The sequence below is a fragment of the Halomonas sp. MS1 genome (assembly GCF_024182575.1).
In the GTDB taxonomy this organism is placed as follows: domain Bacteria; phylum Pseudomonadota; class Gammaproteobacteria; order Pseudomonadales; family Halomonadaceae; genus Vreelandella.
This window is the reverse complement of the sequence record NZ_CP098926.1, coordinates 2,633,736-2,657,802: the sequence shown is the minus strand read 5'-3', so window position 1 is coordinate 2,657,802 and position 24,067 is coordinate 2,633,736. Positions and strand designations below refer to the sequence as shown.

The following is a 24,067-nucleotide window of genomic DNA, read 5'->3' as shown; positions in this document are numbered from 1 at the left end:
TCAGGCTGTTTCCCGCATGACGAGCGTCACCGGCAGCGATACATGCCGGGGCGCTTTGCTTGCTAGCGCTTCGCCCAACAGCTCGACACTCATTGCCGCAATCGCTGCGATATCTTGACGAATGGTGGTTAACCCAGAAGCAAGCGCTGGCAGGTCATCAAAACCGGTCACTGCGACTTGGCGAGGCACGTCTACTTCCCGGTCTTCCAGCGCAGCGATACACCCTAGCGCCAGTTCGTCGGTGGCGCAGACTAGCGCATCAAACGGCAGCGCTTGCCCAGTTGTGATCTGCGCCAACGCGCGATTTAAATAACGATAACTGGTCAGTGAGTCTGAGCTGAATCGATGTGGCAGGCTAATTAGTTGCTCAGAGAGCCCGGCTTCATCCAGCGCCCGTCGGTAACCCTCTAAACGGCTATGAGGCCCCGGCACTTCCAGCTCACCACCGACAAACGCAAGCTGTCGGCGTCCCTGAGCGATAAGGTGGTGCGTCATTTCATAAAACCCTTGGGCATCATTCGGTGCGACCGAAAAACCTCGCCCTGGGTTGCCAATGCGCACAAAAGGCACGCCAGCGTTTTCTAGCAAGGTAGGGCGCGCATCCTCAGAGGTTTCTCCCAGCAGAATAGCCGCGCCCGCCCGTTCTGGAAGCTCGGCAGTTTGATCGTGGTGGAAAAAGATCGGCACCATGCCCTGCTGGTGTAGAGCGACGGTTAAGTGTTGGTAGAGCAGAATATAGTAAGGACGCAGCTCGATATCCTGGCGTCCCAGGGAAATTCCTACCACTGCGGCCTTGCCACTAATCAGTTGCCTGGCCGCTGCGCTGGGCTGGTACGCCACATCGCGGCTGATGGTAAGAATTTTTTCCCGCAACGCGTCGCTTAGCCCTGGCTTACCATTAAGTGCCCGACTGACCGAAGCAATAGAGACATCGGCCCGCCGGGCTATTTCGCGTATGGTCGCCGTTTGAGCGCTCTGTTTGGTCTGTTTCATGCCATGCCTCAGCGATTCGACTTATGATTGTGCCAAAAATTGTGCCGAAAATCGCTGAGCATTGCGGTAAATCCAGCTACCAACCACGCCTCCCTATACGGGCAAGCTCGCTATCGAGCTGCTGAATTGCTTGTTTGGGGGAAATATCACCGGATAGGGCGTCATGCACACGGTTGAACACGGCGTTAGACACCCGCGGATACGCTTCTCCAGTAACGCTCGCAGGACGTGGCACACCATTCATAACGGTTTCATAAAGTTCGCCAATAAACGGGTGGGCTTCCAGCACCTCGGCATTTTCATAGAGCACAGGCCGCGTCGGGTTTCGACCAAACTCAACGGCGTGAGCTTTTTGTTGCTCTTCAGCGGCGAGATAAGCCACTAGGTCAGCGGCGATATCAGGATGCTCTGAGTAGCGTGAAACCGCCCAGTTCCAGCCGCCAAGCGTCGCGACAGACTGCCCTTCGGGCCCGCGAGGTAACGGCGCGACGCCAAACTTGCCTTGAATGGGTGTGCCATCGGCCTGCCCCAACGACCAAGCATAGGGCCAGTTACGCATAAACACGGCGTTACCCGATTGGAACACCCCGCGAGCTTCTTCTTCCATATAGTTGCGCACGCCCTCAGGGCTGATGTCCCCCACCCAAGAGGCTGCTAGCGCGATGGCCTCCACTGCTTGGGGATTATTGATGGTGACTTGTCCATCGGCATCCACAAAAGTGCCGCCACCGTAGCTGGCTATCCACTCCAATGCATTGGTGGTCAGTCCTTCATAGGCTCGCCCTTGGAACACAAACCCATGCATGCGCGCATTACCTGCGTCGCGCTCAGATTGCTGGATATGTCGCGCAGTGTCCGTCAACGCCTGCCAGGTTTGCGGCACTTCAGCGTCGTACTTGTCCAACAAGTCCTGGCGGTAATAGAGCAACCCTGCATCCGTAAACCACGGCAACGCCACCAGCTTGCCCTGCACGGTATTGTTATCCATCAGCGAAGGAATAAAGCCGTCAGCCGCGCCTTCCGGCAGGTAGTCATTTAGGTCAACCAAATGGTCGGCAAGTAGCCCTGGCCACACAATATCCACCATCAGCACATCCACATCTTGCGATTGGCTGCCTAATAGTTGCTGATAAAGCGACAACTTCTCAGTGGGTGATGCCGGGGTGGTGACGATATTCACTTGGTGACCATTAGCATCGGCCCACCGTTCTGCCAGGGTTGGGCAAAAATCTGCCGCCCCACCATCGCCACAGGCAATGGTAATTTCAGCCGCCATGGCAGGCAGCGTTGTGGGCAGCAGGGCAAACAGTATCGCTGACGAGCGCAGGTAGTGACGCATAGCATTCACCTCTATTGTTATTGGTAGGTAGGGAGCTAGTTAAAGGGTCGAGCCATCCACCTAGCTGGCAATCGCTAGGCTGCGGTCTTCCTGACTTGAAACAAAGCAGGCATCAAGCACGGTTTGAATTGCCGCACCACGCGCAAAGTCGGGTTGATCATTAGTCCCGCTGCGAATGCTCTCGACGAAGCGTTGGTAAATACTCGGCGTGGACGGTGCTTTCACAGTGCTCCAGCGGGCGGGATGTACGTCATCATCGAGACATACCTGCACATCCTCTTTTGAGGCGTCCAGGTCAATACGAATCGCGCCTTTATCGCCGTGCACACTCAGCGCCAGTGAGTTGTGATGCCCTGTTGCCCAGCGAGTGGCCTGAATAGTGCCTTTCGCACCATTGGCAAATGACACCCTCATCAGCGCGGTATCATTGGCATCCAGCACATACTCACCAATGCGATTGTCTGGGGCTTTTTCAAAGCAGGTTAACTCGCAGTTAACGCGGGTAATGTCGCCAACAGGGAAGCTGGCAAAGTCGACAATATGCACACCAACATCGCCTAATACGCCTTTGCTGCCGTGGGCTTCAGAAAGCCGCCACAGCCACTGGCTATCTTCATTCCAGCGCCCCCAGGCGTTACTCACTAGCCAGCTTTGCCTATAACTGGCATCGACATGACGAACTTGACCAATCGCCCCTCCCGCAACGAGTGCACGCGCGTGCTGAATCGCTGGGGCATCGCGGTAGCTTAGGTTGACCATGTTGATCACGTTAGCGGCCTGAGCAGCGGCCGCCATTTCATGGGCATCTTGTGCATTTGTCGCCAGCGGTTTTTCACACAGGATATGCTTACCTGCGGCAATGGCGACCAGCGACGTGGCTTTGTGAACACCATCTGGGGTGACGTTACTTACCGCGTGAATATCATCCCGAGCCAACATGGCCTGCAGGTCTTGATACACGTCGGCAATGCCATGATGCTCGGCAAACACCTGGGCTTTGGCAAGGTCTCGGTCGCACACAGCCACCACTTCGATGCCTTCAAGACGGCCAAAATGCTTGGCGTGCTCGCCAGCCATGCTGCCTGCACCAATTATCGCTAAACGGATCATTTAAAGCCCTCCTCGCCGGGTTTATGCAGGCTTTCGCCTTTAATCTCGACCGGATTAGGCGCTTGGTCAGCGGGTACATTAGGGCAGCTGTCGATCCATCGCGAGCCTTCCGGGCGTGCCCAGTTCACGGCGTTTTTCAACACGGTTTTCACCTGGGCATCGTAATAAATCGGATAGGTTTCATGGCCAGGGCGGAAGTAGAAAATCTTGCCGTTGCCACGTTTGTAGGTCAGGCCGGAGCGGAACACCTCTCCCCCCTCAAAGGCACTGATAAAGATCACTTCATCGGGGTTGGGCACCGCAAACGGTTCGCCGTACATTTCGGTATGGGGCAGCTCAATGTAATCCCCCAGGCCCTGAACAATCGGGTGACCTGGGTTCACTACCCACAGCCGTTCCCGCTCGCCCGCTTCGCGCCACTTGAGTGAACACGTAGTTCCCATTAAGCGCTTAAAAATTTTCGAGTAGTGCCCCGAGTGCAGCACAATCAAACCCATGCCCTGGAGTACGCGTTTTTGAACGCGATCAACCGTCTCCTCCAACACATCGCCATGGGCGGCGTGGCCCCACCATAGCAGTACATCGGTGCTTTCAAGCGTTGCTTCGCTCAAGCCCTGCTCTGGGTCTTGTAATGTGACAGCAGTGGCATTGATACCTTCTGCTTCGTTTAAACCTTCGGCGATGCACTGGTGCATACCCTTAGGGTAAATACGCGCCACGATGTCATTGGTCTGCTCGTGGACGTTCTCCCCCCATACAGTCGCGTTAATACTCATAGATTCTCCTTGCGAATTAAAACATCTTAAAAAATGACAGCTGAAGCTTAAAGTAAACGTTTACTCACGAAGAGTAAACGTTTACTTTAATACAACTTTAGTCGCTTTTTGCTCGTAAAAAGAGTGCGCATTAGCGCTCATAAAAAAGCCCGCTGCATAAAGCAACGGGCTGTTTAGCTAAGAAACACAACGTGTTAGAAGTAGCCTGCTCCACGAGGCATCATGCCAAGATGATTTTCAACATGCTTGACGCCCTGAGTATTTTCAGCCGCTACGGTCACTGCCTGCTTCTGTTCTACTGACTCTACTAGCCCCCAAATCTCTACGTTCCCACCATCAACAATCACACTGAAGCTTTCGGTTCGCACGCCGGTGTTATTGTCGATCTCTTTGAGAATGGCTTCACGGATAGAGCGATCATCCTCCGGCGACTGAGTGGGCGCTACAACCGCATTAGCAATCCCTTGAAGTAAGTTTGCGCGACTGACAATACCAACGAGCTTACCGTCTCGCACCACTGGCACCCGCTTGATGTGATGCTTTTCCAGCAAACGAGCAATGCTATGCAACGGTGCATTTTCTTCAACAGTCAGTGGCTTGGAGGTCATTACCTCATGCGCCTTACGCCCATGGGATTTAATATATGTCCCCGCGTCTTTACCGCCACTGAAGAGCGAGAGCCACCAAGAGCGGTTATCGTCCGTTTCATCTTTCACGCGACGCATCAAATCGCCTTCGCTCACGATACCCAACACCCTACGTTCATCATCGACAACCGGTACGGCACTAATGCGATTTTCGAGTAGCAACTGCGCGATATCGCGCACGTTTGCGTCGGGACCTACACTCACCACGTTGGGTGTCATAATGTCGATAGCTTGCACAGTATCCTCCAGGCGACAGGGTCGCAGTCGCAAATTATATGGCTCACCTTTGAGACTAGTGTGCTACTGGTGATTTCGCTATGCAGACCCAGCCTCAGTGCCAGTCTATTGATCCAACGCAGTTTATTTGCTGGTTTTCTCTACACTTTCCTCAGCGACTTTCTCGACATCGACAATGCCAGAACGGCTTACAACCACTTTCCAGCGAGCTAGGTAGGTTGTGTCCTCACTACCCGTCTCACGAATGACCAAGTTAAACAGGTGACGTCTCTCGACACTTTCTCTAACGGCCTGACCTTCCTTCAGACGGTAAATGAAGTGCTTCTCTTTGCTCATTAAGCGCGTCAGCATGGAAAGATCGATATGCAGCGTTTCACGGGTATGCTCATAACCGCTTAAAAAACGGGTGGGCGACATACGCGAGCTGGAACGATAATGAAGTACTTCTTCTTCACGCTGAGCGACCGTGCGACGGCGCATTTGCTGAATATCAGCATCTAGTGCGGCATAGCGCTTATAGTCGAACCACTCTAACTGCCGACCCACCGATTGATTGCGCGTGGGGTCGATATATTGCCGCCGCCACTTTGGCCTTCCACGCCGCAGCCAGCGCCATAACGTGTTACGCAGGTCGTCTTTAAACACTTCCCGCATCGCATAAAGCAGCGCCAACGCCAATACAAACAACGCAGTGACATCGCCCAGCACACTTCGCAAGTGGAGCACACCAAGCGATACAAAGGTCATTACCACTGCCGTCGCCAACGCTTTTACTGCCTTCTGCTCGCCGCTCCCAAGCTCTAGAGCACGCTGTTTGAGCGTAATTGGGTGCTCGATAAGCCGTCTTAGCAAGCGCATTTTATTCGACATCCGAGTGGGGTCTTCCATCACCCGTTCAGCGTTATACTCTTGCTCTTTTCGATAGTCGCTCTCACGCTGGCAGACAATGATAAAGCGTCGCTTTATCTCGCTAAATTCGCCGCCACGAGGCATATGCGCTACCAATGCCAACAGTTGCTGCTCGGTAAACCAGGAAAGGTAATTATCGATGTTGGCAAAGTACTTATAGAGCCGCTCGTCGGTGGGTGAATTGCGCCGTAAGCGTTTTAGAATGCCTTCGCTCAAATCGCTCATTTCATACAGTTGATCCCGGAGTCCATCGGCAAGCTCTTGAAGCTCGCCGCTCTCCTGGCGCTGATCGCTAGTGGCATGGCGTAGTTTTCGGGCGCTGACCAACATTGCCTGGGTCGTTCGTTCTAACGCCCCAACGTATTGGTAAGCGTACAAACTTAAACTCAACCGATAGGAATCACTGCCTAACTGATTACGGCTCGCTAAACGGCTATGGACCAGCGGTAAATGGTACTCGTCACTGTAGTAAGTGCGTGAAACGCTGATCGCGCCGTGATAAAACGCCTCTTCTGAAATGACATGAGTGCTAAGCCCAAGCTCTTTGGGCACAAATAGGTAAACATCGAGCGTGTGCGACGTTTCTTCCTTGAGCCGTCGAGTGAGCCTCAGCTGGAAGCTATTTTTACGCTCAACATTGATCACCTAACGAATCTCCTACTTCATTGCGTAACGCGATGATATACCATGGCCAATCATTATCAGGATGGCCGTTAAAGCACTTCTGCGGTTAACCTCTTTGCCTTGGAGCCAGGGAATGTCCATTGCCCGTTTTTCACCCTTTGAGCTGTTGCTGCTAAAGAGCCGCAGCCAAGTGGATACGGCAACACTACTACTGTTAGCCTGGGTGCTTGTCCATCGCCAGCAGGTGTCTGAAGGCCAGCGGCGACGCCGACTGGCTCAAGTCACCGCGCAATTTCGTCACGGGCACGAACTTGGGCCGGTGATGAGCATTGCCCATAGTCAAGACCTTCAAGCCATTCAGCTAGCGGCCGAGGTTGTGCGCAAAGAGTGTTCCAACGAGCGCAGTCTCAGCATACTTTACCAAGCGATCACGTTAGCCACCGACGATGGCGAGCTATCCCTGAATAACCATTACATTCTGGGCTTTCTCGCTGATTTGCTAAATGTCACGCCTGCCACATTCAGCACTCTCTTTCATGAGTTAACGGGCAAACCACTGCAACCAGCAGAGGACCCCAGTCGAGATGCTTACTGGCAGGTGCATGATCCAGAATATCACGCGCGCAAGGCACGTGATGCACACGCGGCTGAGCAGAAAGCAAAAGAGGCCAAAGAGCGCCAGCGTGCTAATAAAGAACAACAGCAACAAAAGCAGCAGAATAAACAACGCCAACAGGAAGAAGCACACCGCGAGAAGGCAAAACAGCAGCAGGCCAAGCAAGAACAGAGCAAGCGAGAACAGGACAAACAAAAAGAGCACCGCAAACGACAGGAACAGACTCAACAGCAACAGCGTCAGCGCTGGCAACAAGAGCAGAAGCGTCAGGAAGAAGCCCGTCGCCAACAGCGGGAGCGCCCCTCTTCACCACCCGATCGCCACACACGGGCGCTGGCAGTATTAGGACTAACACCAGGGGCTAATCGTGCCGATATCCGCCGTGCCTATCGCCGCATGGCGCAGCTGCACCACCCTGACCGTTTCTATTCGGGTAGTGAACATCAAATAGCACTGGCATCAACGCGCTTTCAGCGCATCAAAAGTGCCTACGATTATTTGATGCAGAACACCTGATCAGCCTACTGTTAACGATCAAGGGCAGAGCACCCAAACCGACAGTGAGTATCGACTCGAACATTATGCGCGATTTGTATCAACGACTGACACTAACCCCCGACGCGAGCGATCAAGAAATCAATAGCGCGGTGGCTCGCTGCCCAAACAGCGCGTTGCGCCAGGATGCTGAATCCGTACTTGGCGTTGCAGAACATCGCGACGCTTATAACAAGCTCCACAAAACCGTCAGCGACATAGGACAACTGCGGGCAAGGCTTGGACTCACCCACGCTGCTCATTGGCAAGGCGATGTGGCCAACGACTTTTCCCTACCACCCGATCATGCTATTTCGCGCCATGACGAGCTGATTGATCGCGTCAGTCTTGCGGTATCGCTTTATAACCGCTGGAGGCGTTTCAAAGGCCCTTGGCTACTCGTTGCCCTGTTCACCATTGGTACTGGCATAGGTCTCGCCTTTGGGCTCGCCTTGGGCCTTGGGCTTAGCATAGGATGAGGCCTCTGCCCGCTCGCGCTCATCTCGGCGGGTTTCAGCTTCTGTCGGGCGCGGAGCAGGTTTTGGCGGCGCTGGCCGCTTTCGCGGGCTATCGCCGTCTTCATCACTGATACTCCCTCCCCGGCTCTTACCACCCGGCTCATCGAGCGTGAAATCCGTGCCGGTGCGCTCTTTTACCGTAGGCTCTTCTCTCGCAGCCTCATCGGGCATACGATTTTGCCGACGATCTTCTGAACGCGCCTCCATGCTGACACTGAGACGCGGTACGCCCAGATCGATTTCCTGCGCTTCCATGCGTTGCTTCAATAGCAAGTTAAAGGCACGCGATACGTCCCACTGCATTTCGGGTGCTGTGCGAAAACGCATGCGCAAAATAGGGCAACCATCTTCAAAGCCCTGCACACCCTGCATTTCTAAAGGAGACCAAATATAGTGACGCATCATAGGGTCTTTGCGTAACTCTTGCGCTGTCTCTTGCATCAGCGTAATTGCATCATCGATTTTCATCGCATAAGGGATACGAATCCGCATTAGCGCAATACCGAATTGGCGCGACATATTATGAATCGACTCAATACGGCTAAAGGTAATGATATGGACAACCCCATCTAAATCACGCAGCTTCACAGTACGTAGTGTTAAGCCCTCAACGGTCCCCATATGGCCATTAATTTGCACGAAATCATCCACCGCCAGGGAGTCTTCAATCAGAATAAAGATCCCGGTGATTAAATCCTGCACCAACGTTTGGGCACCAAAACCAATCGCCAGACCGATGACACCCGCACCCGCAAGTAGTGGTGTGACGTTAACGCCAAGATTTGCTAGCCCGGCAATCACCGCGATAATCAAAATCGTCACAAAAATAACATTACGAATCATCGGCGTAATGGTTTGCGCCCGAGCTTGATTCACTCGCCTTCCGCGAGAGCGCGCGGATGACGTTAGCGCCCGCTGAATAGCCGTATCAGCAAAGATCCAGACCAGCCAAGCCAGCAGAATAGTTGACCCCAGACTTATTAAGGCTTGACCAATACGGGCACTGGCTACCGCTTGCTGACCAAGGCCAAACAGCGAACCGCCCCAAACCTGCATAAACAGTTCGGCGAATACCATCCAGGCGCAAAGGTGGGCAAGTACAAAGCCGAAGCGCTCTAAACGCTTACGATATTGGCTGTAACGACGGCGATGACGGCGCTTACCCAAGCGCTCTGACTGACGTCTTAACAAGCCCGTCACCACTAACGTCAACACCAATAAGCTTGCCGAGATAATCGAGCGCGCAAGCGCTGTACCCACATCACCCACGGTGATAAAGATCGCCAATAATGAGCCACCCACCATCAGCAGCGCAGGAATATGCCAGAGGCCGCCCAGCGCACGGATCATCTCAACGGCGGCACTAGCATCACGGCGCTGCTTGTAAGGGCGGTTACAGATCAAATGGCGAACAGGTCGTTTAAATTTAAAGATAAAGCGTGCTGAAAGCAGCGCAGCCAACATATTCGCAAGCACAGACACTAAGCTGGAAAGCTCACTACCCAGTAGCTCAACCAAGCGGGTAGAGTTCACCGCATCGCCCAAGGCGATTAATGCGCCAATGACAAACAGACCACGCAAGGCTTTTTGCTGCAGCACCTGTACCGCTGTAAAACGATGGCCACGGCTGAAAAACGCAATGACCGTTTCAATCACCACCGACAACGCGCGACCGCACACACAAACGTAAGCCACAACCAGTACAACCGCTCGGCCTGGGCTGTAAGGTAATATCTGCCCAATCCCTAGGGTAATCGCGAATGACAGTGCCCAAGGCAGCATGCGGCGTAAAAAGTGCACTGCCAATAACCAGGCTTTCGGGTCACGAGGCAAATCAAGCGGCCATTCTCGTCGTGTGGCGATCAAACGCCCAAACGCAATCATAACGACCAGCAGCGTCCCCCAAATAACACCAAGGACGGCGCCTTCAGCCACTGCGCGTAGCGCCTCCCCCTGGTCAGCACCATCATTTAATGCGCGTAAGTCGGCAGCTCCTTGAACCAATTGTCGTGACCATTCATCAACCGGCGAATCGCCAGCCTGAGCCTGCTCGCCAATATCGGTCAGCGTATCGGCTAGTGCGCCCAGCAGGCCTTGATGAACGATTTTATCCTCTTCGCCAGCCTCGGTGGCAAGCTGTAACTCACGCAGGGAGTCGAGCAGCGCTCTACGCTGCTCTTCATTTTCCAGCATTGCGATCACATCGCTAAGCGAGCTTTGGAAGCGTTCACTACTGACACTCTGCTCTTCTGATGCATCATTGCCTCCCCCCAGGCTTGGCAGAGAAACGCTCTGCGCCTGTGCGAAGGTCATCACACCTAGGAGTAGCGTCAAAAAAACGCCTAACACGATATTGATTGTCCAGTGCTGTCGCACGCTTAACTCCCGAAAATGAACTGACATAACACGCCGCTTAGTTAGCGTTTACTTAACTTTGTACGCTCAGCCTTAATGCGTGACTATGATAGGCTGTTGGCTTAAACGTTCACCTCAAGGATACCGAGATGACGCTGCACGCTCCTCCTAACCGTACAAATAGTGATGGAAAAACAAGGCGTGTCGGTGTGGAAATCGAATTCGCCGGACTCCCGCCGCATGATACCGCTGAGCTGGTACGCGAGCTATTTGGGGGTGAGCTTAACGTGGTCAGTCCCCATCGGCTACTCGTTGAAGCGACTCGATGGGGCGAATTCGGTATTGAGCTGGATACCCAGTATGCTCATCCTGATAAGACGTTACTGGAAGAACACCATGAAAGCGACAGTGAATGGGCACGTCAGCAGCGCCATCGGCGAATAGAGTTCCATCAAAAAACCCGCGAACTGATTGGTGACATGGTGACGGGCCTAGTGCCGACGGAAATTGTCTGCCCGCCGATTCCCTGGGATGAGTTAGGTGAACTAGACCAGCTATTTAGTGCCCTGCGCGACAAAGGCGCGAAAGGCACGGATGCCAGCTTACTCTACGGATTTGGCTTGCATCTAAACCCTGAAGTAGAACGGTTTGACGTTGCTTACCTTCTAGCCATGATGCAAGCGTACTTGCTTCTCGCCAGTTGGCTGCGCGATGAAATCAAAGTCGACATTACCCGTGAAGTACTGCCTCACGCCAATCCATTTCATAAAGAGTACGCTCTTAAAGTCCTGGATTCTGGTTATCAGCCTGATTTAGATACGTTTATCGATGACTATCTGCACTACAACCCAACGCGTAATCGAGAGTTAGATCTACTGCCGCTGTTTGCGCACCTGCGTCCTGACCATCCCCATGAGCTGCTGCATAGCCAGCTCACTAAACCACGCCCGACGTTTCATTACCGGCTACCCAATGCGCAGCTTTCTCAGCCCGGTTGGGGGTCAGTTGTGGAGTGGAATCGCTGGGTTGAGGTAGAAAAGCTAGCCGCAAACAGTGACGTGCTGCGCGCTCGCTGCGATGAGTATATTGCTGAACACAGCCAACCTTGGTGGAAACGCTGTAAAACGAAGCTGCTTGGCCTATTGAAGTCATCCTAAACACACTGCCTGAGTGAGAACGTGCCAGCATGTCTCGACCACTTATTGGGATTACAACCTCTGATCAAAAAAGCCACCTAGCGTGGTGGTTTGACTGGTTCGCCGTATGGCGACATGGCGGCAAACCGCTTCGCTTGTCCCCATCACGCCCATTGCCAGCCCACCTTGACGGGCTAATTATTGGAGGCGGCGATGACATCCAAGCACACCTTTACGGCGGCGAAGTACAGCTGGATGTGCGGCTAGACCCAGCCCGCGATGAACTGGAACTCAATCTACTCGGCCGATTTATTCCACAAAACACTCCTGTATTGGGAATTTGCCGGGGAGCTCAGCTAATCAACGTCCATTTAGGAGGCACCCTCGACCCTGATATTTATACCACCCATGAAGGCCTGAAACGACGGCGCACTGTGCTACCGCGCAAAACAGTGGATATTGTCGGAGGAAGCAAGCTTTATCAGCTGTTAGGTGTCACGTGGTGTCGCGTGAATAGCCTGCACCATCAGGCGGTCAATCAAACAGGTGATGGCATCAATATTGTCGCCCGCGACCGGGACGGGCTAGTACAGGGAATTGAGTCGACAAAACATGACTTTTTGATTGGCGTGCAGTGGCATCCCGAGTGGCTTATTTTCAACCGCCCCCAGCAGCGTTTAATTAGTGCACTGGTGGCGGCAGCGAAGCAAGGCGCAGGCTAGCAACCTGCGTACCGCCTCTGGCTAGCCTTTTAGGGCTGCCAGCGCGGCCTCATAATCAGGCTCATTTTTCAGCTCGCTTACCAGCTCACTGTGCAACACGCGGTTGTCTGCATCGAGCACTACCACGGCACGGGCGCACAACCCTTCCATTGCACTATTAGCCAATGCGACACCCCAAGCTTCTTGGAACTCTCGATGGCGGAAGGTAGACAAGGTTTCAACGTTATCTAACCCTTCTGCGCCGCAAAAGCGCTTGGCTGCAAATGGCAGGTCAGCAGACACCACCAGTACCACGGTATTATCCAATTGCGAGGCCAGTTCATTGAACCGCCGAGTAGACACCGCACAAGTGGGCGTATCCACACTGGGGATAATATTCAGTACTTTGCGCTTGCCCGAATAAGTATCAAGGGTGACATCATTCAAATCGGCATTGGTGAGCGTCATCAGCGGAGCAGTTTGGCCTGGAGCAGGTAGCGTTCCCGCCACATCCATGGGCTCGCCAGCACGGGTTATCTGTTGCATATTAGGCTCCTAATATAAAGCGAAAAAGGTGTATGGTGAGAACTACCACCTTACAGGGCAATGCCCTGATTGGGCTAACTTTTCCTCTCTAACCTTTCTTCGCTAACCTTTCTTCGCTAACCTTGCCTCTGACAGGACAACGAGAACGCCATGACCTCTTTAGTCATTATCAAAACCGGTGACGCCTTCCCTGAAGTGGTCGACCAATACGGTGATTTCGAGCAACTCTTTATCAATCAGCTTTCGACGGTACTGCCGACACATCTGTCACTCAGGGTTTGGGATGCGCGCAAACAAGGTGTTCCACCTACTCCTACCTCATTCGCCGGCATTATGCTCACGGGTTCCCACAGTATGGTGAGCGAACAGGAGCCATGGAGCGAGGCACTAAAGCCTTGGCTTGAGCAAGCGTTAGCCGAGAACGTCCCTATGCTTGGCGTGTGCTATGGTCACCAGTTGATGGCGTCAGCCTTCGGTGGCATTAGCGATTACCACCCTGCAGGAAGAGAATCAGGAACGCGCAAGGTACGGCTGACCCAAGCAGGCCATCAAGACCCCCTGTTTAGCAAGCTGCCCACACACTTCTCGGCTCACCTGACCCACGCCCAGTCCGTCATGCAGTTGCCACCCAACGCCACGGTGTTGGCGCATAACAACCACGATGCTCATCAAGCATTACGTTATGGCCCCCGCCAATGGAGCGTGCAGTTTCACCCAGAGTTCACCCGACCAGTGATGCATGCTTATATCGAGCGCCAGAAAGCCGCATTGCGCGACCAAGGTGAAAATCCCGACGCCCTCATTGACGCGATCACCGACACTCAAGCGGCCTCTAGCCTACTGCGCCATTTCCTACGCTTTACGTAAGCCGCTTTTGGTCGCGTCTTGATGCAAGCCGATCCGCTAATCGCGTGGGTTCTGGTAACTTGGTGCGTCCTAAACAGCGCACCACCCAGTCAAGCGATGTTTCAAGGGATAATCGATGCCCAGGCGATACGAACACCGGTTTCACATTTTCCCGCGAGCGTAGCACGGCACCAATAACGTCGTTACCTGATGTTAGAGGCACCCAATCCCCCCGCGTGTTTCCCACCTCTGCATGCTGCCCCGTTAAGCGGGACTTAGCGATGCCGATCGTCGGTAAATTCAGCCATAGCCCCAGGTGGGCAGCGACACCAAGCCGCCGAGGATGCGCAATCCCCTGCCCGTCGACCATTACCAGTTCGGGTGTGATCGCAAGCTTAGCGAACGCTTCCAGAGCGGCAGGGATCTCGCGAAAAGAGAGCAGCCCGGGAATATAAGGCATCCGCGTTGGCTCACGATGAACCACCTGCTCTACCATCGTTAGGTGTTGCGTGGTGTCAGGCTGCCATTTTAGGACAACGACCGCCGCCCGAGTGATATCACCACCCGCTTCAAACCCAATATCGACCCCAGCAATGTGGTGCACAGAACCGATACGATCAGTGGTTTCAAGTCGTTTCGCCAGCACTGTTTGCAGCGCTACGGCCTCTTTTGGAGCTAAATTCCAGTCATGTAGCGGTGCGTCCATGCAGCCTCCTTTTACTGAACCATAACCATACTAACGTAGCTCAACTTCCCAACTGCAATGACAGGCAAAAAAAATCCCCTTAAGCCGCTGGGCGTAAGGGGATAGAACGATCGTTAAACGTCGTTTTAAAGCACCATTATATGGCGCTATACATTAACTTAAGCGCGTTCGCGGCGACGAACGGGTGCATCACCGTCATCACGGCGACGACGTGGAGCACGCTCAGGTGCACTGTCTTCACTAATTTCTAACGGGCGACCAGCAACGCGGGCACGCGCCATTTTCGCCAGAATAGTGGAAGGCAGGCCACTGGGTAGCTCAACTACCGAGAAAGCGTTGCGGATATCGATACGACCGATACGCGCGCCTTCGATGCCACCTTCGTTCGCCAGTGCACCCACCAGTTGACCAGGCTTAACGCCATCTTTATGGCCAACAGAAACACGGTAACGAATCATACCTTCGCTAGGTGCGCTTGAGCGCTCGCGACGGCCACCGGGCTTGCCACCAGGCGCGCTATCACGCGGAGCACGCTCTTTACGCGGGGCTTGCAAGCGTCCAATCGGCGCTTCGTCAGCACGTGCCATCGCGGCAAAAGCACAAGCTAGCTCAACGGCATCATGGCCTTCTTCTACCAGGCGCTCAACCAGTGCACGCTGCTCTTCAGCACCTTTGGTCAGGGCTGCCACAACGCGATGATGGAATACGTCATCACGGTGAGCGCGAATAGCGGCTTCGTCTGGCAGCGGCATTTCAGTCATTTTCTGACCGGTAGCCTGCTCCATCCAGCCCACTTTACGGCCTTCACGGAAACCAGCGAACGTAATCGCGATACCGCTACGGCCTGCACGACCGGTACGACCGATACGGTGAGTATAAGCTTCTGCGTCTTGCGGCAGATCGTAGTTGATAACGTGCGTAATACGCGGAACGTCAAGACCACGAGCAGCGACGTCGGTCGCAATCAGCACATCAACCTTGCCACGCTTGAGGCGTGTAATGGTGCGCTCACGCAGGCTTTGGTCTAGATCGCCAGACAGGCCAGCGGCATTAACGCCACGGGCTGTCAGCTGTTCAACCAACGTGGTACAAGCAGCACGAGTACGCACGAAGACAATAGCGGCATCAACCGGCTCAACTTCAAGGATGCGTGCCACTGCTTCAAGCTTAGCGCCACCATCGACGCGTACAATACGCTGTTCAATGTTTTCACCGGTCGTCGTGCGCGACTCAATCGCAACTTTTACCGGATTAACCAGATAGCGGTTAACAATGCGCTCAATTTCAGTCGGCAGCGTTGCCGAGAAGAACACACGCTGAGCATCTTTAGGGGTATCGGCAACCACGCGTTTTACGTCGTCGATAAAGCCCATGCGCAGCATTTCGTCAGCTTCATCCAGCACGAGTGCCGAAAGACCGTCGAGTTTCAGACTACCGCGATCAAGGTGATCGATAATACGGCCAGGGGTGCCAACAATAACCTGGGCACCGCGCTTTAGCGCGCCTAACTGTTCACGGTACTCTTGGCCACCACAAAGGATAGCGACTTCAAGACCCTTGAGGTTTTGGCCATATTTACTGAACGAAGCCGCAACCTGCTGAGCAAGTTCACGGGTCGGAGCCATAACCAGTACTTGAGGCTCGCGACGGGTAAGTTCTAAACGCGATAACAATGGCAATGCAAATGCAGCGGTTTTACCGGTGCCGGTTTGTGCTTGGCCCAGCATATCGCGGCCTTCCAGCAACGCAGGAATTGTCTGCGCCTGGATCGGCGAGGGAATTTCGTAGCCTTGTGCTTCAACAGCAGAGAGAACGGCAGGCAACAGAGCAAGATCGCCGAAGCTCGGCGAAGCGACAGAAGTCGAGGTCATTAATCACACCTTGGTAGGCCGGTTTTTCCGGCAAAAAACATCGTAAGCGTCTCTGACTCTGCTCGTTAATACGCGTGACAATGCATATTAATAAACAAGGATCCGCAAGGCGGATATCATCATCAATGGAGTCGGAGACGCCGGTCGCACCTAGCATTCGGTTAGCAAACACCGCATAAGCGGGCTAACCGCTGTGGCGACCTTCTGCGCCGATTTCACCCGTTTGGTGAAATACTGGAGGCGCGCCATCTTCACAGCAATGAACATCTGCAGTTGGCAAGATGTTCCAGCAAGCATTTCACTTCGTAGTCAACGCTACCTAGGAAATTGCTTATCGTCGTGATGGAGGGGTCAACACATGCGAGGAGGGCGCATCCTAACACCGCCAGTCGCTTATGACCAGTTTTTTTGCTTTAACCGTTATTAATACTCCGACTTGCACATATTCACTGTTTGTCTAACATGAGAAGTGCCTGACGATGTTCACTAACTTCAAGGAGTGATGCTATGAACTGGGATCAAATTGAAGGCAGCTGGAAAGAAATGAAAGGAAAAGCTCGCGCAAGCTGGGGTGAATTAACTGACGATGAGCTTACCCAGATTGGCGGCAAAAAAGATCAACTTGTTGGCAAGCTACAGCAGAAATATGGTTTAGAGCGGGAAGAAGCCGAACGCCGCGCTGATGAATGGGCGAACGATCTTTAACGTTTGTCGTCCAATTAACCGCACATTAATAGCTACATGGAGAGATGCTATGCGCAAGACAATGCTTACCACTGCTATCAGTACCGCCCTTTTAGGCAGCTTAGCCTTCGGTGTTCAGGCCTCAACTGAACCCCAAGGTATGTATTCTGCAGATGACATCATGGATGCAGAGGTGTTTTTTGTTGGTGGTTCTGGTGAAGAAATAGGTGAAGTGGAAGATATTCTTTTTGATGAAGAAATGCGCATTTCAGCGTTAGTCGTTGAAAGCGGCGCAGTTCTGGGCCTGGGTGGTCGTGAAATTGTGATTAATACCGATCAGTTTACCCTGGAAACCCATACCGAGAGTGATGGTGGTACCGAGCACCGTATTATGCTCGAGGCTTCCCAAGAGGAAGTCGAATCCTTCCCTACCTATAATCGTGATTGGTGGGAGCAGACTAAAAATAGTGCTCGCGATGCGTGGCAAACGACCAAAGAAGGTGCCCAAAGCGCTTGGCAGACTACTCGCGAAGCCGTTAATGACAACCAGTAACTTAAATCGCTCAAGCTAGCGATTAACTAGCCAAATGGGCCACCCAGCAACTGGGTGGCCCATTTGTTAGTAACGAGATTTGAGATGCAATTTCTGAGAAGCTCTCTGCTTATCAACTATTATGAAGCTCGACGACGGATGCCCTGCCCTGGCAAGCGTTCACGATCATGAGGACGCTCTAAATCCAATAGCGGTCCGGCAGGCACAATGCGCGTTGGATTAATTGTGTCATGGCTGTAGTAGTAATGGCGTTTTATCTGGTCCATATTGATGGTCTCTGCAATGCCCGGCCACTGATACAGCTCGCGAACGTAATTTGCTAGATTGGGGTAATCTTCAATACGTTTTAAATTGCACTTAAAATGACCGAAGTAGACAGCATCAAAACGGATCAGCGTGGTGAAAAGCCGAATATCCGCCTCTGTTAACCACTCCCCCGCCAGATAACGATGCTCGCTCAAGCGTTTTTCCATTCGATCTAAAGCATCGAACAGCGCCAGCACATGTTTTTCATACACCTGCTGATCCGTCGCAAAACCCGACTTATAAACACCGTTATTAATATGCTCGTACACATCGTCGTTGATGTCATCAATAGTGCGACGCAGGTCATCAGGGTAAAAATCTAAATCGTTACCGGTCAACTCATCAAACGCGTGATTAAAAATGCGTATCAAATCAGCTGACTCATTATTGATTATTGCGCTACGTTGCTTATCCCAAAGCAGCGGTACCGTGACCCGTCCCGTATAGGCAGAATCACTCATCGTATAGAGCTGATGGTGATAGTCGACGTGGTTAACCGGATCCCCGCTGGAGCCCTCAGCTTGGTTATACGTCCAACCCTTCTCCTGCATCAAAGGGCTGACATGAGAAGCACCAATAAGTGATTCCAGCCCTTTTAATTTGCGCATAATCAGAACTCGATGCGCCCAAGGGCAGGCTAAAGAGACATAAAGATGATAACGGTCTGCTTGCGCGGGGTAGCGCTGCCCTTGCCACTGTTTGCCTGACGATGCGCCGCCTGACAGCACTTCTCTCATGGAATCGTCACCCACCCAGTCGCGCAGCTGAGCAGACTCACGGACAAATTCGCCACCATGCTTCTTAGTGTCGTACCACTGATCAACCCATTCGCCGTTAACAAGCAGTCCCATCGGGCGGTCTCCTGTTGTAATAATCGTATGTAGTAAACGCATTAATAATGCTGATGGCGTTTAGCATACGCCCGCTTTCCCGATGCTCAAGCGGATGTTTTACGGCGATTCATTCGATGAAATCGAATCCTTAGGACAGAGTTCGCTCACCCCCTGCTTCAATGCCTGCGCCATCGCGTGGGCTGCAGGGCCAGCGCGATCTCGGTCTCTGAATATCAACTGCATGGGCACCATACGTATCCCACCAGCACTCAACGGCAGAGGTTTGAGTTGCCCACTTGAAAGTTCATCAGCAATCCGGGTTTCTGGCATCCAGGCAAACCCTAACCCGCGCTTCAACATATCTAAAGACGTGTTTAAGTGACTCACCGTCCATCGTTGCTCCGCTTTCAGCCAGCCGGAATTAGTCGACTGGCGTAGCGCTGAATCACGTACGACCAGTTGGCGATGCTGGGTTAGATCCCGCAGGTCTAGCGAGCGGCTAAGCTGGTGTAACTCATGGCTTGGGTGTGCCACAGCGATAAACCGCACGTTCACCAGTGGTTCACCTAAATACCCCTGAGCCGCAATCCCTGAAACCACGAGATCGGCACGGCCATCGTGAAGCATCTCCGTACCACCATTTAGCACGCTTTCATGCAACTGTACTCTGACCTGAGGATACATTTCTGAGAAACGCTCAAGCGCTTTCGCTTGGGCAGCGGCTGGAAAAATCTGATCAATAGCGACCACGATTTCAGCTTCCAAGCCAGCAGCCAAACGGGTAGCAACATCTTCTAAAGAAGCGGCACTCTCAATTAACTGGCGAGCTCGGCGCAATAAGAGTTCGCCCGCCTCAGTTAGGCGTACCTGCCTACCTACCGGCTCTAACACCTGAACACCCAACTGCTCTTCTAACTTGTGCACGGCATGGTTAAGCGTAGATGGGCTTTTATGAATAGCCTCGGCCGCCCGCGCAAACCCACCATGGTCAACGACGGCTGCCAGCATCTGCCACTGTGCAAGAGTTACTCGAGACATTTCGATTCCCTCGACGCTAAACAGCGAAATAATCCGCTTTATGTTCGAAAAACCCTTATAGAATGCCAGGAAAAAGCGCGGAGTACTTGCTTGCAAACAATTATTCCTAGGTATCAGGCTGCCAAGGGGAGCTACCTGACACTTTTTCCCTTAAATCACGGCTAATCGACACTAAAATTGCCAAACACGACAAAAGAAACAATTTTTTACAAAAAAGACAGCATCTAACACCAGCCAATCACTAAGTCCTCTTAATAAATCTACTGGAGACTGCCTCATGATGAGTAATTGGCTTTCGAGCAGCCTTAATTTTTTGACAAAAATAATACAGATCTAATACAAAAGCATTATGAAATTAATTTAACTTTTAAATTTGGTGGAAAATATTGCTAAGCGTCACCTCCCTATGGTTAATTACTCTGCCCACTTAGCCCTAACGCGGCTATCAAGAAGTTACTTTTTTTAGCGAACGGTGTTCACAAATAGATTTACTTACTTATTACTTCCGTATTTCAATGAAGTACATTTAGTGTACAGGCATACAGTCTGTTCACTCTTACCCTCATGGGGTATGGTTCTTGGGTTTACTTTCTTTCATGTTATTCATTTACCACGAACTCGGCGGCCCATTTACCCATGTTGCGAATTCTTCATTCGCTGCCCCGCACACATAAATTGTTACTGTTACCCGTGGCTACAATGGTCACTGTGCTGGGCACACAAAAGTTAATTACGACCTACCACGACTTAAATCAATCCCATACACCACTGGAAAGCGTGCTTGTACCGCTTCCCAGCGACTCTGCTCCAGGGGTTCCTTCATTGCGTCAAGAACGCACCCCCGTTGCTGAAGCCATTGATCGCGCTTCTCGCGCTATTGATGCCACGCGAGATAATATTCCGCTGAACGACCTCGCGGCTACCGAAATTGTCGATCTAGATGTCATCACTAGCGCCGAAGCCTCGATGGCTAGCGTCACGACGCAACCTCCCACTAATGCCCAGCTGGATGACGGCGCGCTTCACATGGCCGTGGTCTTAGGGACCCTCTCAAGCGGTATGCTCGATGCTGATAAAACGGCTTCCTCCGAAGTGGATAACACGGCTTCCGTGGAAATTGCCGATGCCACTTCATATGAAGATTATGGCAATGAGCTATTTGGTGATATTTCGTTTCTCGAACTGGAACTTGCTGCGGACGAGCCCTACGTCCCTAGGTGGAAAACACATATTGTTGAGTCGGGTGAGACCTTTGCATTGCTGGCACAGAACAAGCTAGGCCTTGGCTACAGCGAAGTAATGGCGTTGCTAGAGGATCTCCCGGATCCACGTATGCTTACTCATTGGCGTGCTGGCCACAGTTTCGATTACAAGTTAGATGAAAATGGTCGTTTACTGTCGTTGCGCATGATGAAAAACACCCGTGACGGTATCTTGCTGGAGCGCGATGAAGAGCACTTTGCCGCCACGGTTATTGAGCGCCAGGGTGAAGCGGTACAGCGTCTTTACGCGGGTAGCGTAAGCGGTAGTTTTGCGCGCTCAGCCCAGGCAACGGGGCTAAGTAGCAGCGCCGTTACTGAACTCACTCACCTACTTGAGCAAAAACTCGATTTTCGGCGCGACAGCCGTCGTGGAGATCGCTTTCAAGTGCTAGTTGAGTCAGACATGATTGATGGAGAAGCGTTTGACTCTCGCGTGCTTGCTGTTAAGTACGATGGCGAACGTATGGACTTAACGCTTCTTCGCAATGCTACTGATAGCAATTTCTATACGCCCGAGGGGAGTAGCTTAGACCCTGCTTTCTCGCGCTATCCGTTTGAAGGCAATTACCGTCTAAGTTCCAATTTTAACCCGCGCCGCAAACACCCAGTGACTGGCCGGATAAGCCCACATAATGGAACCGATTTTGCGATGCCTATTGGCACACCTGTCGTTGCTCCCGCCAATGGCCGCGTGGAAAAAGTGGGCAACCATCATGCCGCGGGACGCTACATTGTCGTTCGTCATGATAATGGCTATCAAACCCGCTATCTTCACCTCTCTCGTCCGCTAGTCACCGAAGGTGCGCGTATTGAAATGGGTGAGCGCATTGCGCTTTCGGGCAATACAGGGCGGAGTACGGGGCCTCATCTGCACTATGAAGTCATCGTCAACAATTCGCCTGTCAACGCGATGAACGTAGAGCTGCCTGAAAATACCAGCCTAAGCGGAGATACTTTGATTGCTTTCCAGCGCCAGGCTGAGCCCATGATGGCAGCATTGGATAGCGGTGAGACAGGTACTATCAGCGTTGCAAACTACGAGCGCCAAGAAGAGCAGTAACCTTCCCTCTCTTTACATTGAACAATAACGCCGCCCTGAAGGGCGGCGTTATTGCTTTGAAGCAAGTCTACGTTTACAAACCTTGCTTATAAACCATTCTTATAGAAAACCTAGCAATCAATCCGCCCTTCACGTTATACCGCTCGTGACAATGCAGCCAACAGGTCGGCGTCACGACGGTAAATATCATCGCGGAATTCTACTTCCCCTTGAGCATTTGGCCAGGCCGTTAAGTAGTGCAGCGCGACAGGAATACGCTGAGGGAGATTAACATTACGATCACTTCCACTACTGTTAAGCAACGAAGACAGTTGGTAGCGACTGCCACTATCTTGAAGCAGTAACTGCGCAAATTCCGTTACGCCTTCAACGCGCACACAACCAGAGCTGAGCGCTCGCTGATCGCGCTGAAACAACCCTCTGGCGGGTGTATCGTGAAGATAGATCATTTCGCTGTTGGGAAAACGTACCACCACGCGGCCTAGCGGATTACCGCCACCTGATACTTGGCGCAACATCACTGCACCAGGCCGTTGCCAGTCAATAGCGTCAGCGTTTAACCGCTCGCCGGAGTGGCTTATCACTTGGATATTACGCCGGGCCAAATAGCCTGGATCTCGTCTAACCTGAGGTAAGACGTCCTCGCGCATAATGGTCGGTGGAATCGTCCATGACGGGTTGATGGTTAAGTGGCTAATCGCCGAATGAATAATAGGCGTTTCGCGCCGCGGTGTGCCGACTACCACTCTGGTATCCCAGTGCTCACCATTAGGCCGAGTGTAGTGCAATCGATACCCCGCAATGTCAACCCACACGCGCGGTTCATTGGTTTGAATGGGCCTGATCCAACGCGCCCGCTCTAAGTTGACACGCAGTTGATCGATTCGCGACGTGACCGGCGTGTTCAATGCAAGCCGCGTGCGCTGACCCACAACACCATCTTCTTGCAACTGATGACGACGTTGAAATTGCTTAACAGCCCCTTCTAACTCAGCATCATAGGTACGCTGGTTGCTAACCGCAGATTGAACCTCAATCATTGGGTAGGCATTGCTATCTGCCGCCAGCAAGTTGGTTTCTCCCCAATAGGCCAAGCGCTGTCGCAATACCAGCACATCCTCATTAGTATCACCTGGGCGTAACGCCTCATCTCGACCTGCCAGGTAGGGAACATTGCCTTTTTCAGCCAGCGTACGGTATTGACGCAGCGCATCGCGTAGCTGAGCGTACTCCGTTGATGAGGGCCTCACATAGTCAAACGCGCCCTGAATATCGTCATTTTCCACCGCATGGGCAATGCGCAGCAAAGAGTAGCGGCGCTCAGGCCTAGGGATATCCCATTTCGGCTCGACCTCGTTTGGATTCACCTTGCCCCGCGAAAGGTGCTCAAGTGCGAGTAAAAGTGCTGTCGTGGCCTGAATATCAAAGTCAGCTTGCGCCAACGCACCTGCTTGCTGGCTAGTCTGAAATGCGTTTAGCAGGATGCCCGCATCGTAATCACTAGGCGCTAAACCATCATCTTCAAGACTATTTAACGCCTGCACCAGTGCTTCAACACGGCTGATATCTTGCCAGACGGGCCGTTGATTTAGCTGCTGGTAAAAGTCCTCAACAGGCAGTAACGCACTGGATTGAGTATCTAAACGCTGAGCTAACGCCTGCTCAAGAGCGCCTGTATCAGCTTGCGCGCCGGTAACCAACTGAGGCGCTTGGATCAGCGTCAGACATAGAGCCACCCCTATCGCCCATCGTCTAATTAACGTTGTCTCGTTCATCGCTCCTCCTTGCGTTACTATTCATCGTCGCTATTTATCATTGCGATTCATCATTATTACGCTACATCTATTTATCATAGCCGTTTACATGT

General features: G+C 52.6%; 21 protein-coding genes. 8 read left to right on the top strand and 13 right to left on the bottom strand.

The window, feature by feature from the left end; genetic code table 11:
* The 6 genes from NF683_RS12045 to NF683_RS12020 all read right to left on the bottom strand — a co-directional run bounded on the left by NF683_RS12045 (position 1) and on the right by NF683_RS12020 (position 6,656).
* Positions 1–993, bottom strand: a complete 993-nt coding sequence (locus NF683_RS12045) for a LacI family DNA-binding transcriptional regulator (RefSeq protein WP_253920099.1) — start codon at positions 991–993, stop codon at positions 1–3.
* Positions 994–1,069: 76 nt separating this feature from the next.
* Complete coding sequence (locus tag NF683_RS12040; RefSeq protein WP_253920098.1) at positions 1,070–2,332, bottom strand: ABC transporter substrate-binding protein; 1,263 nt, start codon at positions 2,330–2,332, stop codon at positions 1,070–1,072.
* 60 nt (positions 2,333–2,392) lie between these two features.
* Positions 2,393–3,442 carry a Gfo/Idh/MocA family protein gene (locus NF683_RS12035; protein WP_253920097.1) on the bottom strand — a complete coding sequence of 350 codons (1,050 nt, stop codon included), beginning with the start codon at positions 3,440–3,442 and terminating at the stop codon, positions 2,393–2,395.
* Positions 3,439–4,218 carry a ThuA domain-containing protein gene (locus NF683_RS12030; RefSeq protein WP_089038880.1) on the bottom strand — a complete coding sequence of 260 codons (780 nt, stop codon included), beginning with the start codon at positions 4,216–4,218 and terminating at the stop codon, positions 3,439–3,441. The genes NF683_RS12035 and NF683_RS12030 overlap by 4 nt, the downstream gene beginning before the upstream one ends.
* Before the next feature lie 194 nt (positions 4,219–4,412).
* The gene (locus NF683_RS12025) at positions 4,413–5,102 is read right to left on the bottom strand and encodes a CBS domain-containing protein (RefSeq protein ID WP_253920096.1); all 690 of its coding nucleotides are present in this window, start codon (positions 5,100–5,102) and stop codon (positions 4,413–4,415) included.
* Between the two features lie 123 nt (positions 5,103–5,225).
* Positions 5,226–6,656, bottom strand: coding sequence for a hypothetical protein (locus NF683_RS12020; protein ID WP_253920095.1), 1,431 nt, complete (start codon positions 6,654–6,656; stop codon positions 5,226–5,228).
* A gap of 112 nt (positions 6,657–6,768) precedes the next feature.
* On the opposite strand from NF683_RS12020, the gene NF683_RS12015 reads away from it, so the two are divergent.
* Both NF683_RS12015 and NF683_RS12010 read left to right on the top strand, forming a co-directional pair.
* Positions 6,769–7,767 (top strand): J domain-containing protein, encoded by a 999-nt coding sequence (locus NF683_RS12015; RefSeq protein WP_253920094.1) that lies wholly within the window; start codon positions 6,769–6,771, stop codon positions 7,765–7,767.
* Positions 7,768–7,832: 65 nt separating this feature from the next.
* Entirely contained in the window at positions 7,833–8,264 is a 432-nt protein-coding gene (locus NF683_RS12010) for a hypothetical protein (RefSeq protein ID WP_253920093.1), read from the top strand.
* On the opposite strand, the gene NF683_RS12005 is transcribed toward NF683_RS12010, so the two are convergent.
* Positions 8,181–10,679 carry a mechanosensitive ion channel family protein gene (locus NF683_RS12005; RefSeq protein WP_253920092.1) on the bottom strand — a complete coding sequence of 833 codons (2,499 nt, stop codon included), beginning with the start codon at positions 10,677–10,679 and terminating at the stop codon, positions 8,181–8,183. The two genes, NF683_RS12010 and NF683_RS12005, sit on opposite strands and share 84 nt — an antisense overlap.
* A 128-nt stretch (positions 10,680–10,807) precedes the next feature.
* Here NF683_RS12005 and NF683_RS12000 point away from each other — a divergent pair, with 128 nt between their 5' ends.
* Positions 10,808–11,815 carry an amidoligase family protein gene (locus tag NF683_RS12000; protein ID WP_089038886.1) on the top strand — a complete coding sequence of 336 codons (1,008 nt, stop codon included), beginning with the start codon at positions 10,808–10,810 and terminating at the stop codon, positions 11,813–11,815.
* A gap of 29 nt (positions 11,816–11,844) precedes the next feature.
* A complete protein-coding gene (locus tag NF683_RS11995) occupies positions 11,845–12,516 on the top strand; it encodes a gamma-glutamyl-gamma-aminobutyrate hydrolase family protein (protein WP_172420176.1) in 672 nt (223 codons plus the stop codon).
* 21 nt (positions 12,517–12,537) lie between these two features.
* On the opposite strand, the gene tpx is transcribed toward NF683_RS11995, so the two are convergent.
* Positions 12,538–13,041 (bottom strand): thiol peroxidase, encoded by a 504-nt coding sequence (gene tpx, locus NF683_RS11990; protein ID WP_089038888.1) that lies wholly within the window; start codon positions 13,039–13,041, stop codon positions 12,538–12,540.
* A 150-nt stretch (positions 13,042–13,191) separates the two neighbouring features.
* On the opposite strand from tpx, the gene NF683_RS11985 reads away from it, so the two are divergent.
* Complete coding sequence (locus NF683_RS11985; protein WP_193061405.1) at positions 13,192–13,908, top strand: glutamine amidotransferase; 717 nt, start codon at positions 13,192–13,194, stop codon at positions 13,906–13,908.
* Here NF683_RS11985 and nfi read toward each other — a convergent pair.
* A complete protein-coding gene (nfi, locus tag NF683_RS11980; RefSeq protein WP_193061406.1) occupies positions 13,901–14,593 on the bottom strand; it encodes a deoxyribonuclease V in 693 nt (230 codons plus the stop codon). The genes NF683_RS11985 and nfi overlap by 8 nt on opposite strands.
* A 158-nt stretch (positions 14,594–14,751) precedes the next feature.
* Positions 14,752–16,464 (bottom strand): DEAD/DEAH box helicase, encoded by a 1,713-nt coding sequence (locus NF683_RS11975; protein WP_089038891.1) that lies wholly within the window; start codon positions 16,462–16,464, stop codon positions 14,752–14,754.
* A 507-nt stretch (positions 16,465–16,971) separates the two neighbouring features.
* On the opposite strand from NF683_RS11975, the gene NF683_RS11970 reads away from it, so the two are divergent.
* Positions 16,972–17,169, top strand: coding sequence for a CsbD family protein (locus NF683_RS11970; RefSeq protein WP_038482059.1), 198 nt, complete (start codon positions 16,972–16,974; stop codon positions 17,167–17,169).
* 49 nt (positions 17,170–17,218) lie between these two features.
* On the top strand, positions 17,219–17,701 hold the full coding sequence (locus tag NF683_RS11965) for a PRC-barrel domain-containing protein (RefSeq protein WP_089038892.1): 483 nt from the start codon (positions 17,219–17,221) through the stop codon (positions 17,699–17,701).
* 119 nt (positions 17,702–17,820) lie between these two features.
* On the opposite strand, the gene NF683_RS11960 is transcribed toward NF683_RS11965, so the two are convergent.
* Both NF683_RS11960 and NF683_RS11955 read right to left on the bottom strand, forming a co-directional pair.
* Positions 17,821–18,858, bottom strand: a complete 1,038-nt coding sequence (locus NF683_RS11960; RefSeq protein WP_253920091.1) for a glutathione S-transferase family protein — start codon at positions 18,856–18,858, stop codon at positions 17,821–17,823.
* Positions 18,859–18,957: 99 nt separating this feature from the next.
* A complete protein-coding gene (locus tag NF683_RS11955) occupies positions 18,958–19,878 on the bottom strand; it encodes a LysR family transcriptional regulator (RefSeq protein ID WP_146942787.1) in 921 nt (306 codons plus the stop codon).
* 636 nt (positions 19,879–20,514) lie between these two features.
* Between NF683_RS11955 and NF683_RS11950 the strand changes: the two genes are divergently transcribed.
* Positions 20,515–22,200, top strand: coding sequence for a peptidoglycan DD-metalloendopeptidase family protein (locus NF683_RS11950; protein WP_253920090.1), 1,686 nt, complete (start codon positions 20,515–20,517; stop codon positions 22,198–22,200).
* Between the two features lie 134 nt (positions 22,201–22,334).
* On the opposite strand, the gene NF683_RS11945 is transcribed toward NF683_RS11950, so the two are convergent.
* Entirely contained in the window at positions 22,335–23,975 is a 1,641-nt protein-coding gene (locus tag NF683_RS11945) for a L,D-transpeptidase family protein (protein WP_253920089.1), read from the bottom strand.
* Between the last annotated feature and the right edge of the window lie 92 nt (positions 23,976–24,067).

Coding starts and splice junctions, on each gene's coding strand:
- NF683_RS12000 (WP_089038886.1), top strand. CDS start 10,808: ATGACGCTGCACGCTCCTCCTAACCGTACAAATAGTGATGGAAAAACA.
- nfi (WP_193061406.1), bottom strand. CDS start 14,593: ATGGACGCACCGCTACATGACTGGAATTTAGCTCCAAAAGAGGCCGTA.
- NF683_RS11960 (WP_253920091.1), bottom strand. CDS start 18,858: ATGGGACTGCTTGTTAACGGCGAATGGGTTGATCAGTGGTACGACACT.
- NF683_RS11965 (WP_089038892.1), top strand. CDS start 17,219: ATGCGCAAGACAATGCTTACCACTGCTATCAGTACCGCCCTTTTAGGC.
- NF683_RS11950 (WP_253920090.1), top strand. CDS start 20,515: ATGTTGCGAATTCTTCATTCGCTGCCCCGCACACATAAATTGTTACTG.
- NF683_RS11970 (WP_038482059.1), top strand. CDS start 16,972: ATGAACTGGGATCAAATTGAAGGCAGCTGGAAAGAAATGAAAGGAAAA.
- NF683_RS12030 (WP_089038880.1), bottom strand. CDS start 4,218: ATGAGTATTAACGCGACTGTATGGGGGGAGAACGTCCACGAGCAGACC.
- NF683_RS11975 (WP_089038891.1), bottom strand. CDS start 16,464: ATGACCTCGACTTCTGTCGCTTCGCCGAGCTTCGGCGATCTTGCTCTG.
- NF683_RS11985 (WP_193061405.1), top strand. CDS start 13,192: ATGACCTCTTTAGTCATTATCAAAACCGGTGACGCCTTCCCTGAAGTG.
- NF683_RS12015 (WP_253920094.1), top strand. CDS start 6,769: ATGTCCATTGCCCGTTTTTCACCCTTTGAGCTGTTGCTGCTAAAGAGC.
- NF683_RS12040 (WP_253920098.1), bottom strand. CDS start 2,332: ATGCGTCACTACCTGCGCTCGTCAGCGATACTGTTTGCCCTGCTGCCC.
- NF683_RS12045 (WP_253920099.1), bottom strand. CDS start 993: ATGAAACAGACCAAACAGAGCGCTCAAACGGCGACCATACGCGAAATA.
- NF683_RS11995 (WP_172420176.1), top strand. CDS start 11,845: ATGTCTCGACCACTTATTGGGATTACAACCTCTGATCAAAAAAGCCAC.
- NF683_RS12035 (WP_253920097.1), bottom strand. CDS start 3,442: ATGATCCGTTTAGCGATAATTGGTGCAGGCAGCATGGCTGGCGAGCAC.
- NF683_RS12010 (WP_253920093.1), top strand. CDS start 7,833: ATGCGCGATTTGTATCAACGACTGACACTAACCCCCGACGCGAGCGAT.
- tpx (WP_089038888.1), bottom strand. CDS start 13,041: ATGCAACAGATAACCCGTGCTGGCGAGCCCATGGATGTGGCGGGAACG.
- NF683_RS11945 (WP_253920089.1), bottom strand. CDS start 23,975: ATGAACGAGACAACGTTAATTAGACGATGGGCGATAGGGGTGGCTCTA.
- NF683_RS11955 (WP_146942787.1), bottom strand. CDS start 19,878: ATGTCTCGAGTAACTCTTGCACAGTGGCAGATGCTGGCAGCCGTCGTT.